At 67.3% G+C, this 11,253-nt stretch carries 9 protein-coding genes and 1 CRISPR repeat array; of the genes, 1 reads left to right on the plus strand and 8 read right to left on the minus strand.

The window, feature by feature from the left end; genetic code table 11:
• Window positions 1–31 precede the first annotated feature (31 nt).
• A CRISPR array of direct repeats spans window positions 32–266; the repeat unit is 33 nt; unit sequence ATTTCAACCCTCGCTCCCCGCGAGGGGAGCGAC.
• A gap of 172 nt (window positions 267–438) precedes the next feature.
• The 7 genes from cas2 to cas3 form a co-directional block, all read right to left on the minus strand.
• A complete protein-coding gene (gene cas2 / locus QZ332_RS08020; RefSeq protein ID WP_295764311.1) occupies window positions 439–729 on the minus strand; it encodes a CRISPR-associated endonuclease Cas2 in 291 nt (96 codons plus the stop codon).
• A 9-nt stretch (window positions 730–738) separates the two neighbouring features.
• Window positions 739–1,770 carry a type I-C CRISPR-associated endonuclease Cas1c gene (cas1c, locus tag QZ332_RS08025; protein WP_295764312.1) on the minus strand — a complete coding sequence of 344 codons (1,032 nt, stop codon included), beginning with the start codon at window positions 1,768–1,770 and terminating at the stop codon, window positions 739–741.
• Entirely contained in the window at window positions 1,767–2,432 is a 666-nt protein-coding gene (gene cas4 / locus QZ332_RS08030; protein ID WP_295764313.1) for a CRISPR-associated protein Cas4, read from the minus strand. Before cas4 ends, cas1c begins: the two co-directional genes overlap by 4 nt.
• Window positions 2,429–3,325 carry a type I-C CRISPR-associated protein Cas7/Csd2 gene (gene cas7c / locus QZ332_RS08035; protein WP_295764314.1) on the minus strand — a complete coding sequence of 299 codons (897 nt, stop codon included), beginning with the start codon at window positions 3,323–3,325 and terminating at the stop codon, window positions 2,429–2,431. Before cas7c ends, cas4 begins: the two co-directional genes overlap by 4 nt.
• 1 nt (window position 3,326) lies before the next feature.
• Window positions 3,327–5,069 (minus strand): type I-C CRISPR-associated protein Cas8c/Csd1, encoded by a 1,743-nt coding sequence (gene cas8c / locus QZ332_RS08040; RefSeq protein WP_295764315.1) that lies wholly within the window; start codon window positions 5,067–5,069, stop codon window positions 3,327–3,329.
• Window positions 5,066–5,728 carry a type I-C CRISPR-associated protein Cas5c gene (cas5c, locus tag QZ332_RS08045; protein ID WP_295764316.1) on the minus strand — a complete coding sequence of 221 codons (663 nt, stop codon included), beginning with the start codon at window positions 5,726–5,728 and terminating at the stop codon, window positions 5,066–5,068. Before cas5c ends, cas8c begins: the two co-directional genes overlap by 4 nt.
• A 70-nt stretch (window positions 5,729–5,798) precedes the next feature.
• Complete coding sequence (gene cas3 / locus QZ332_RS08050) at window positions 5,799–7,943, minus strand: CRISPR-associated helicase Cas3' (protein ID WP_295764317.1); 2,145 nt, start codon at window positions 7,941–7,943, stop codon at window positions 5,799–5,801.
• 343 nt (window positions 7,944–8,286) lie between these two features.
• Between cas3 and QZ332_RS08055 the strand changes: the two genes are divergently transcribed.
• Complete coding sequence (locus QZ332_RS08055; protein WP_363324042.1) at window positions 8,287–9,738, plus strand: alanine/glycine:cation symporter family protein; 1,452 nt, start codon at window positions 8,287–8,289, stop codon at window positions 9,736–9,738.
• Between the two features lie 234 nt (window positions 9,739–9,972).
• Here QZ332_RS08055 and QZ332_RS08060 read toward each other — a convergent pair whose 3' ends face one another.
• Window positions 9,973–11,136 (minus strand): sugar MFS transporter, encoded by a 1,164-nt coding sequence (locus QZ332_RS08060; RefSeq protein WP_295764318.1) that lies wholly within the window; start codon window positions 11,134–11,136, stop codon window positions 9,973–9,975.
• Window positions 11,137–11,253: the final 117 nt, after the last annotated feature.

Here is an 11,253-nt window from a genome sequence, read left to right on the forward strand (position 1 = left end):
AGCCCAGGTTTTCAAAGCTAAATTCTGTGAGATTTCAACCCTCGCTCCCCGCGAGGGGAGCGACTCTCGAACCCGCTTATCGCCGATGAACAGGCGAAATTTCAACCCTCGCTCCCCGCGAGGGGAGCGACTTGGGACGGCTCCTTTTACCATTAAGTTTGACGAGATTTCAACCCTCGCTCCCCGCGAGGGGAGCGACGCATCCAAGGTCAGTTCCATGTCGTCACCCTCTTATTTCAACCCTCGCTCCCCGCGAGGGGAGCGACAGCAAAAGTGCACAAAGATCTTTCGAGCAGATAGCCATATCCCACAAAAAACACGTACCTGGAAGCCGGAGCAGGTCCGACACAGTATGAAGATCCGGCCTCGACAGACCTAGATCACATACATTTGAAGTGCGAACCGGTGCGCAGATCCATGACCGCTTGCGGTTCGCAGTCAAAGGATTAGCGGGTCATCCGGCAAATACGTGCTTTTACAGCCAAAGTGCTCGATCTTCTTTTCATAGCGATCGCCTAAGTAATAAAAACGCAGGCTATCCTTCCCCTCATCCATGATGGAACGCAGCTTCGCCTGCAAAGACCTGCACTGCGCGGGGTCCAAAAGGCACTCGAACACAGAGCACTGGACACGCTGTCCGTAGTTGACGCACTGCTTCGAGATCTGGCGCAGGCGTTTGCGCCCCGCAGGATCTTCTGTGTTCACATCATATGTGATCAGGACCAACATAAACAAGCCTCATTTCCACAAGAAAGGCGGATAGGCATCCAGATCCCCCCGAAGATAGCGGGCCAGCATCAGCGCCTGGACATAGGGCACCAGGCCCCAGGGGATCTTCTCTCCCAGATATGGATGGGTCAGCGTCTCCTTCTTCTTTTCCTGCCAGCGCTTCAAAAACGCGCGCCGCGCCTCGTCGGACAATCGCGTGGCCCCGCCTTCGTGCTGCTGGAGATCCTCCGCCTTGATCATGCGGTCGTTGACCAGGGTCAGCACGAACCGGTCTGCCATGCAGGGACGCATCTCTTCCATCAGGTCCAGCGCCAGCGAGGTCCGCCCCGGCCTGTCACGGTGGAGGAAGCCCACGTAAGAGTCCAGTCCCATGCTCTCCAGGGCCGAGGCGCAGTCGTTCGCCAGGAGACTGTAGGCGAAGGACAACAGCGCGTTGAACGGATCCAAGGGCGGACGGCGGCTGCGGCCATGGAAATAGAAGGTGTCTTTCCTCTGCAGGATCATGTCGTCCAGGACCCCGAAATAAGCGGCGGAGCCCGCGCCCTCCAGCCCGCGCAGACGCTCCGGGTCCGTGGCCTCCAGGATGTCCGGGAGCAGTCCCTTCAGCGTCTCGGAAGCGGCGGAGAGGGCCTGCGTCCCAAGGCGCAGCCCGTGGTCCCGGCGGGTGCGCTCGATGCTCCAGCGGGCGTTGTGGAGCTTGCCGAAGATCATCGTCCGGGCGATCCGGCAGCTCTCCTCCGGGGCGTCCGCGACCCGGTACTGCTTCCGGCGCAGCAGGACGTTCCCGCTGCTCTCTCCGCACGTCCGCGCCAGGAACCTCCCGCGGGGCGTGCAGAACGCAAGGGAGATGCCCCGCTTGGCGCAGGCGCCCATCAGCGCCGGGGAGGCGCCCGCGTAGGAGAAAGACAGGATGCCGGACAGCGTATGCAGCGGGTAGCGGGCCGCGATCTGCTGGCCCCGGTTGGCGACGACGTTCTCGCCGTCAAGGGAAAGGTAGATGTCCTCGGACAGGATGAAGAGCGTGTTGAGCAGATGTCTCATGGCGTATCCTCCACGGCTTTGCGCAGATAGTCCTCCACTGTCCCCCGCCTCCCCATGCCGGGCAGGCACAGCTCCTTCAAAGAGCAGGCGCTACACGCCTTCGCCGGCCTGACCCGGGGGGTGTGGCCCCGATGATAGAGCTGGTGCATCTCCTCGAACCGCTCCCGCACGGTCTGGCGCAGGGGGTCGGTGAAGGCCACCGGGACCCGCCTGCGGGTCTCGCCGTAAAAGAGCGCGCCCTCCGGGATGGGACAGCAGAGCATCTCCTCCAGGCACATGGCCTGCGCGCAGAGCTGGAGCCGGTCCGCGTCATGCTCCTTGGGCCGGCCGCACTTGTATTCCACCGGATAGGGCTGCCAGAGCCCCTCCTCGCCCCGGAGGGGGACGCCGCCGGGATCCGCATGGAACTCCGTCACGTCACATTGGCCGGAAACGCCGAGGGTGCGGGAGAACACGGGGAGCCCCCGCAGGATCAGGGTGTCCCCCCGGCGTTCCCGCTGCCGGCTGTCGTGGGCGCGGGCGTGGAACAGGCTGCCCTCCACGGTCCGCAGATCCTCCCGCCACAGGCCCTCGACATGGATGAGGGCCCATTGGCGGCGGCAGAAGGCGAAGTGCTGCAGCCCGGCCAGCTGGAGCGTCTCCTCCTCCGGCCAGCCCGTCATACCAGCCGCCGGCAGGCGACGCCGGCCGGGAGGGCGGCCTCGTCCACCGTGACCCGGTAATCCCGGTAAGAGCGGGCGGGCGCGGGGTCGTCCGGGTCGGCCCGCTCCACCTGCACGGTGTCGAAGAGCTTCCAGGCCGGGGCGCAGCCCAGCGCGGAATCGTGCTCGAACACGATCAGCTCCCGCACGGCCATCTTGCCCCGGGCGGCGGAGCGGTCGTCCTCGAACATGCCGCGGATGGCGTCCCACAGCAGCTCCAGGTCCTCCTCGGAGAAGCCGGTGGTCTTCTGGGCCAGGTTCGCGGAGATATACCCCTCGCAGCGGTAGAGGCCGTAGGGGACGATGTACTTGCGGCCCATCTCCGTGTCCTTCTTCTCCGCGTCGGCCTCGGTGGTGATGGCCACCCGGGTGATGGTGACCTCCTGGGGCACGATGGGCTCTATGCTCCGGGCGAAGCCCAGCTGGACGGGGCCGCGCACCTGGCCGCAGTTGAGCGCCGCCTTGACGAAGGTGGTCATCACCGCGCCGAAGGTGCGGATGTCGAAGAAGTTGGCGCACATCCAGTCCCGGATCTTGCGGTCCAGGTCGGGGTCCTCTTTCTTCTTGGCCTTGACGGTCTCTCCCGTGACGTCCAGGGCGGCATACGCCTCGGCGTCGCTGCGGTTGAGGGGCGTGCCGTCCTTCACGTAGATGCGGTAGCCGGCGGACTCCCCTTTCACCGTCTCGACATAATTGCGGATCTTCCGCTTGAGGCACACGTCGGTGACCAGGCCGAGCCCGGTCTCCGGATCCACCCGGGGCATGTTGCCGGCGTCGGGGTCCCCGTTGGGATTGCCGTTCTCCACATCGAACAGGATGACGAACTCATAGCGGTTCTTGATCGGTCCGGACATGTTACTTCTCCTCCTTCTTCTGATAGCGCGCCTGGGTCTGGTGGTAGTAGCCGAGCTGGAACGCCCCCTGCTGGGGGAGGGACATGCGGGCGGGGAAGCCGGTCCCCAGCAGGGCGGCGATCTCCCCGATCTGCTTTTCGTAGAAGATGCTCTTGCCCCGGCTGGAGCCCTTCAGCTTTTTCAGGTGCTTTTGGGCCAGGCCCCCCAGGATGGGGAAGACGGTGGCCGGGATGGATGCGGCCGAATTGAAATACTTGTCCTTGATCGTGGCGTTGATGCCCGGATTGGCGTCGGACTGGATGGACTCATAGACCGAGAACAGCCGGCCCAGGACATAGGCGGGGTCGCCGCAGGTGGGGTTCAGGGACACAGTCAAGACCTCCTTCGAGATTTCAGGGTGCGGAGCTTTCAGGTAGTATGCCTTCAGGATGGCGGCCCGGGTGCGGTCCACCTCGTGGTCGGCCCGGATGCGGAGGATGGTCCCGTTCAAAAGGGAGGCGGGGTAGCGGGTGTCGGTGAGGATGGCGCGGGCGGTCTCGCCGGCCATGACCGGGGAGGGGGAGCTGTCCCGGGACTTTTTGTTGACCGTGGCGTCCAGCAGCCTCCAGAGGGGGATGGTGTCGAAGCGGTCGTTGGCGGGCCGGACGATCTCCAGCCGGTCGTAGTGCCGCTGGACGTTTTGCAGGAAGCCGCCGAAGGAGCCGCGCAGGAAGAACCGCACCGACACCCGGGCGGCGTTGGGGGAGAGCCCCAGGATGTAGAAATCCATCCCGGGGTCCAGCATGGTCTCGTCGTATTGGACGCGCTCCCCCTTCAAAAGGGAGCCCAGCATCCTGCCCAGGTCCCCCGCGTCATAGTGCGACGGCCCGCCGAAGGTCCAGGCGGCGAAGGCGGTCTGGAAATCGGCCTCGCCGCTTTTCGCCCAGAACAGGACCGAGGTGTCCCCGATCCGGTACACATGCTCCCGGTCCGAGAGCAGATGGTTGAGGGCGGCGGTGTAGGCGAAGGCGGCGTACTTGCTCACGGGGGCGTTCAGGTTCTGCTCGTGCCCGTAGGAGCAGAAGGCCGGTGCGTTGAACGAGACCAGCGCCGCGCCGCTGGACTGGGCCCCGGCCAGGCCCTTGACGGAGGGGTGGACCGCTTCTGCGGGCCCCTCCCGGCCGGTGACCAGGCAGACCATCTGCGTCCCGCCCTCGCTGGAGCCGTAATGGTCCTGCCAGGCCCGGCGGATGAGGGGATCGTCGTGGAGAAAGGCCCCGTCATACCGGAAGACCAGGTTAGCGCCGGAGATCAGGTCCTCCCAGTCCTCCTGCAGGGCGGGGTGCCCCGCCGCGGCGGCGGGATCCCAGCGGTCGAAGAAGGCCAGGAGCGCCCGGGCCGCCGGGCTGTCTGTCCCGTCCAGGAGCCGGTGGTGGAACGCCCGGCAGGCCCGGAAGCACTCCATGCTCCGTTGGGGCTTGCCCTTGGCGTCCGCGCCCAGGAGATAACTGGGATTGTCCCAAAGGAAATTGGGGAGGATGCCCACCGTGCGCTTGACCGGGGCCGGGAGGGAGATGCTCCGGGGGAGGAGCGCGGTCTTCTTGCCCCGCGTCTGCTCGGTCTTGAGCGAGACCACCCGCTCCAGTCCCCCGCCGCCGTCGATGCACAGGGCGAAGGAGATCTTCGCGTCCGACCAGCCGGGCCTCGCGATCTTCCCCTGGGAGGCCAGGGCCTCATAGTGCTCGCTCAGTGCCTGCAGGATCATCCGATCACCTCCCCGCTGTCCCGCGCGGGCACGCGCAAGATCCCGTCGGTGAGCTTGGCCCGGAAGAACAGGGGGACGATGTTCGACGGGTCGGAATAGTCCATATCCCAGAGCATATAGCCCAGGTCCCGCTCCCCCTCCAGCTCCTCCGGACAGGCGGGGGGCTCCTCGCACAGTTTGAACTGGGCGGGGAACTCCCGGCAGCCGAAGCAGGGCTGGTGGTAAAACTGTCCCCGGCGGACCCGGCGCTTGAGGATGTCCTGGAACTTCCCGGGGTTGTCCCCCGGCGCGGCTTGGTCGGTCATGACGAAGTGCGCGTCGATCACATACCGGACATCCCGGAGCAGCAGCGTGGCCCGCTGCTGGATGTCGTCCGAGGCGGACAGGTACAGCGCGCCCCTGCGGCGGTCCATGACCGTCCGGGCCGTCCGGGCGCTGATGGTGGACTTCACCTCGTTGCGCCGCAGGTTCATGGTCCGGATGGGGGCGCAGACGCGGATCTGGTCGATGATGTACCGCATCCCCGGATGCCAGTAGACCGCCTCCAGCAGTCCCCGTGCCGCCGAGGGGGTCATCACGTCATAGCTCACCCGCTCGACCTTCATCTCCGGTCTCGTGAAGCAGGCGTGATCCCCCCAGACCTCTAAGGAGATCGGCATGGCGTCCACTCCTTTCTTTAAAGCGATCTCATGTTGCCATGGTTTGCGTGGGATGGAAGGGGCCGTGTCATCAGAGGAGGATCGCCTCCCCTCCCGGCGGCGTCAGGACCAGCCCGGTGTCCTCGGCATAGAGCGAACGGTCCGTGAGGACCGCGCTCCCGTCCTCCAGCAGCGACAGGGCCCCGGCGCGGTCCAGCGCGCCGAAGTGGTCCGGGTAGACGGACACGCCGTACTGCCCCGCTTCCCGGAACAGGCTGCGGGAGCGCTCTCCGGCGAGGAGGCGGTCCGCCGCGCCCGCGCCCTCCTCCCAGGGGATGTAGACGGTCCGGGTGCCCTCCTGGATCAGGTGGAAGCGCTCGGCGACCGTGCGGAAAGGGAAGCGGTCCCGTTCGTCTCCCATCAGCGGGAGGATGCCCTGCGCGTCCTGGGCCTCCTCCCCCTTCAGGTCCAAAAGCTCGCGGAAGTAGAGGGAGATGGCCTCCGGGCTGTCGGGACGGTCGGAATGGTCCAGGGCATAGCGTCCCGCGTCGATGTTTTGGCGGAACAGGGCGGGGGGCTTCCCCTCCGACCGGAAGATGGTGACGACGCTCTCGTCGGGAGAGCGCTTGCCTCCCCGGTTGCAGCGGCCCGCCGATTGGAGGATGGAGTCCAGGCCGGCCTCCTCCCGGAACACCGCCGGGAAGTCCACGTCCACCCCGGCCTCGATGAGGGAGGTGGAGACCACGCGGCAGGGGAGCCCCTCGTCCAGCCGGCGGCGGATCTCCGCCAGCGCGCGCTTGCGGTGGGCGGGGCACATGAGGGTGGACAGGTGGAACGCGCCCTCCCCGTCCAATAGGCGGTAAAGCTCCTGCGCGGCCTTGCGGCGGTTGACCACGCAGAGGACCTGCGGGAGGGTGCTGAGCCTCCCGGCCAGCTCCTGGGGGCTCAGGACGCCTTCCCGCCGGAAGGTGACCCGCCGGAAGAGCGCGCCCTGATAGGTCTCCGCGGGGCAGAGCTCCACCGGGGGCCGGTCCGGCAGGAACTCCCGGAAGAGCGGCCCCAGGGCGGGCTGGGTCGCCGTGCAGAGGACCACGCTGGCCCGATAGTGCGCGGCCAGCTGGGCGAGGGCGAAGACGCAGGGCCGGAGATAGGGGATCGGGAGCATCTGCGCCTCGTCGAGGATGATGACGCTCTGGGCCAGGTTGTGGAGCTTGCGGCATTTGGAGGAGCGCGCGGCGTAGAGGGATTCGAAGAACTGCACGGCGGTGGTCACCACCACGGGCCGGTCCCAGTTCTCCGCCGCCTTGGCCAGACGGCGCGCCTGCGGACCGGCGTCCTCGCTCAGGTCGTACAGCACCCCGGAATGATGCTCCAGCACATCGTCCTCCCCCAGGATGTCCCGGAAGACCTGGGCGTTCTGCTCGATGATGGAGGTATAGGGCAGGACGTAGACGATCCGCCTCAGGCCGTGCGTCTTGGCATGGCGCAGGGCGAACGCCAGGGAGGACAAGGTCTTCCCGCTCCCTGTGGGCAGCGTGAGGGTGAACAGGCCGGGGCCCTGTGCCTCGCCCTGCTCGGTGCAGCGCCGCAGCAGGGCGCTCCGCTGGCCGTTCAGCGGGCTCTCCCGCGGGGACCAGCCGGCGAGATGCGCCTGGAGCGTTTGGTCGAGCACCTCCACGGGGCCGCCGCCGCCCCGGCAGGAGCCTCCGTCCATGAACGCCTCGGTGTCCAGGAAATCGGCGTCCACCAGGGCGGAGTAGAGCATCCTGGTGAAGAACATCATCTCCGGGGGGCTGGTGAGCGGGAAGGGGAGGGGGGCCCTGGGGAGGACCACCTCCCCCTTCCAGGCGTCGTAAGGCGCCAGCCGGCCCGCCGCCGCCTTGTTCATGCGCCCGCAAAAGGTGCCCTGGTCCGGGCCGTCCGTCTTGCCGCCGCCGTCCGGGAGGCCGCCGTGGTGCCCCATCACGGCGAAGGCGGCGGGGAGCTGGCCCAGCTTCGCGCACTCCCACGCTCCGGCGGTGGAGTGGTCGACCCGGATGTCCTCGCCGCGGATCCGGCGCTGGAACGCGCCGGAATACTTCCCGATGTCGTGGGCCAGCCCGGCCAGCCGGCCCTGTTCCCCGGCCCCGAAGGCGGAAGCGGACCGCGCGCATGCCGCCGCCGCCGCGTCCAGATGCTCGAGGACGGTCTGTTCCCGCCCGTCCTCCGACCGGTGTGCCAGATAGGTCTCTTCCATCCATCCTCCTCCTCCCTTGGATCGAAGGGCGTCCCAAGGGCTTTGGGCGATCCGGCCAACGATCCGGCAGATCCCGAACTTATGAAGTCCTGGACTTATTTTATCCTATTCGCCAATTTTGTCAACCGGTCCGGGGCTGCTTTTTGTCGAGATCTCCGAAAACGGCGGCGTTTTCGCCGCCGCCGGGGGACGGGAGGAGGGGCGGGGACTGGACAAAACGCCGAAAGTGCGAAGACCCGGGGAGATCCGGGAAGTTAGGGTTGTATAAAGGCGGGGGAGCATGATATACTGGCCGCACTGCGGAGAGGCCGGACCTCTCCGTGAATTTTGGGAAAGAGAGGGAATGACCATGTATCAAGCGTTCTCCGACCTGATCGACGCCGTCAGCGGCTATATGTACAGCTATATCCTGATCGTCCTCCTCCTGGCCGTGGGGCTCTGGTTCACCCTGCGGAGCAAGTTCGTCCAGCTCCGGCTCCTGCCCGAGTCCATCCGGGTGGTGTCGGAGAAGCCCAAGGGGGAGAACGCCGTCTCCGCGTTCCAGGCGCTGATGGTCTCCACCGCCAGCCGGGTGGGCACCGGCAACATCGTGGGCGTGGCCAGCGCCATCGCTGCCGGGGGCTATGGCGCGGTGTTCTGGATGTGGGTCATCGCCCTGGTGGGCGGGGCCTCCGCCTTCGTGGAGAGCACCCTGGCCCAGATCTACAAAAAGCGTGACCCGGAGGGCGGCAGCTACGGCGGCCCGTCCTACTACATCCAGGCGGCGCTGAAGAGCCGCGTCCTGGGCGTGCTGTTCGCCGCCGCCCTCATCGCCACTTACGCCGGGGGCTTCAATATGCTCTGCTCCTTCAACCTCATCAGCAGCTTCAGCAGCTACGGCTTTTACGCCGCCGCCGGGACCGTCGTCCTGGGGGGCCGGGAGTTCAGCGTGGCGGCGGCGGCCGGCGGCGGGGTGCTGGCCCTGCTGGTGGCGGTGTGCATCTTCGGCGGCGGGAAGCGCATCGTCAAGGTCACCGGCGTCCTGGTGCCGGTCATGGGCGTGCTGTATATCGTCATGGCCATCCTGGTGATGGCGCTGAACATCGGGGCCCTCCCCGGCGTGCTGGCCCGGATCTTCCGGGAGGCGTTCGACTTCCGGGCCGTCTTCGGCGGCTTCGCCGGGTCCGCGGTGATGGAGGGCGTGAAGCGGGGCCTCTACTCCAATGAGGCGGGCATCGGCTCCGCCCCCAACGCGGCCGCGGCGGCGGACGTGTCCCACCCGGTGAAGCAGGGCCTGGTCCAGATGCTCTCCGTGTTCATCGACACCCTGCTGATCTGCACCGCCACGGCCATGATGACCCTCTGCACCGGCGTGGACATCAAGGGCGGGCTGACCGGCGCGCCGCTGGTCCAGGCGTCCCTGGCGACGGTGTTCGGCTCCTTCGGGCCGTATTTCATCACCCTGGCCCTGCTGCTGTTCGCCTTCACCACCCTGCTGGGGAACCTGTTCTACTGCGAGGGCTGCATGAACTACATCGCCGGGCGGAAGGTCGGCCCGGCGGGGCGGATGGTGTTCGACCTGGCCGCGGTGGCGCTGGTCTTCGTCGGGGCGCTGCTGGAGGTGGGCCTGGTCTGGAACATCGCCGATGTGCTGATGGGCGTCATGGCCCTGATCAACCTGCCGGTGATCGTCCTCTTGGGCGGCAAGGCCATCCGGGCGCTGGAGGACTACCTGGAGCAGAGGCGCGACGGGAAGGATCCGGTCTTCAAGGCGGCGTCCATCGGCCTGCGGGAGGAGACGGACTTTTGGAGATGACGGATCTCGAAGATCCGGGACAGCGCACACGGGACAGCCGGGCTGCAGGATATCCTGCGGTCCGGCTGTTTTATCTGGACCGGATGCGCCGTCCCGGGGCGGACCGCCCGCCCCCGTCCCGCCCGGTCCGGCGGCATGGCCAGGGACAAAAGCGCCCCGGCGGTCCCGCAGGGGACCGCCGGGGCCTGGAGAGCCGCCGGGGCTTGGAGGATGGAGGCTTCACGGATGGAGGCTTCACCCCCGGGCGGTCCGGAGCAGCCCCTCGTGGGCGGCGGACATGGCCAGGAGGACGGCCAGGAGGTACACCGGGAACAGGGCCGGATCGATATGGGCGGCGATGAGGCCGAAGAGGGGCGGCATCAGGCAGGTGCCCACATAGGCGCTGGCCATCTGGACGCCGATGACGGACTGGGAATTCTCCGCGCCGAAGTGGTCCGGGGTGGAGTGGATCAGGCAGGGATAGACAGGGGCGCAGCCCAGGCCGATGAGGACCAGCCCCGCCAGGGCCAGGGGCTCTCCCCCCGCCGGGAGCAGGAGGGCGAGGAGGCCCAGGGCGGAGATCCCCTCGCCCAGGCGGACCATCTGCCGGTCATCGAGGGCCAGGGTCAGGAAGCCGCTGAGGCCCCGGCCCGCGGTGACGCCCAGGTAAAACAGGCTGGCGAACCCCGCCGCCGTCTCCGCCGGGACGCCCCGCTGCAGGGTGAGGTAGCTGCTGGCCCAGAGGCCGGCGGTCTGCTCCAGGGCGCAGTAGCAGAAGAAGGCGGCGGCGGTGGACTTGACGCCGGGGATGCGGAAGACCTGGACCAGGGTCAGGGAGCGGGGGAGGGCTTCCTCCTCCCGGCCCCCGCCGCTGTGGATCCGCCAGAGGGGGAGCCCGGCCGTCAGGACGAGGGTCAGGCCGATCTGCAGGAAGGCGATCCAGCGGTAGCCCATCGGCCAGCCCCGCCCGCCGGTGAGGGCGAAGCCCATGAGATAGGGGCCCAGGCTGGCCCCGATGCCCCACATGCAGTGGAGCCAGCTCATGTGGCGGCTGGCGTAGTGGAGGGCCACGTAGTTGTTCAGCGCCGCGTCCACGCTGCCCGCGCCCAGTCCGTAGGGCACGGCCCAGAGGCACAGCTGCCAGAAGGAGCCGCTGAGGGAGAAGCCCATCAGCGCCAGGGCGGTGAGGCCCACGCTGAGGGCGGTGACCTTCCCCGTGCCCAGGAGCCGGGTGAGGCGCCCGCTCTGGAGGCTGGAGACCACCGTGCCCAGGGCGATGATCATGGAGATGGCCCCGGCGTAGGACACCGGGACGCCGAAGGTGCCGTACATGGTGGGCCAGGCCGCGCCCAGCAGGGCGTCGGGCAGGCCCAGGCTGATGAAGGAGAGATAGATGACGGCTAAGAGCAGATGAAGCATGACGCAGTCCTCCGGGAGCCATAAGATCGAAACAGGTGTGATTATACCAGAGGGAGGGCGGCGGGGGATAGTATGGATCCGCCGAATTTATAGGACAAAACCGGCGGGGACCTGGGG

This window comes from uncultured Oscillibacter sp. (assembly GCF_910584465.1).
GTDB lineage: Bacteria > Bacillota > Clostridia > Oscillospirales > Oscillospiraceae > Oscillibacter.

Coding starts and splice junctions, on each gene's coding strand:
- cas2 (WP_295764311.1), bottom strand. CDS start 729: ATGTTGGTCCTGATCACATATGATGTGAACACAGAAGATCCTGCGGGG.
- cas4 (WP_295764313.1), bottom strand. CDS start 2,432: ATGACGGGCTGGCCGGAGGAGGAGACGCTCCAGCTGGCCGGGCTGCAG.
- QZ332_RS08055 (WP_363324042.1), top strand. CDS start 8,287: ATGACCATGTATCAAGCGTTCTCCGACCTGATCGACGCCGTCAGCGGC.
- QZ332_RS08060 (WP_295764318.1), bottom strand. CDS start 11,136: ATGCTTCATCTGCTCTTAGCCGTCATCTATCTCTCCTTCATCAGCCTG.
- cas1c (WP_295764312.1), bottom strand. CDS start 1,770: ATGAGACATCTGCTCAACACGCTCTTCATCCTGTCCGAGGACATCTAC.
- cas7c (WP_295764314.1), bottom strand. CDS start 3,325: ATGTCCGGACCGATCAAGAACCGCTATGAGTTCGTCATCCTGTTCGAT.
- cas8c (WP_295764315.1), bottom strand. CDS start 5,069: ATGATCCTGCAGGCACTGAGCGAGCACTATGAGGCCCTGGCCTCCCAG.
- cas5c (WP_295764316.1), bottom strand. CDS start 5,728: ATGCCGATCTCCTTAGAGGTCTGGGGGGATCACGCCTGCTTCACGAGA.
- cas3 (WP_295764317.1), bottom strand. CDS start 7,943: ATGGAAGAGACCTATCTGGCACACCGGTCGGAGGACGGGCGGGAACAG.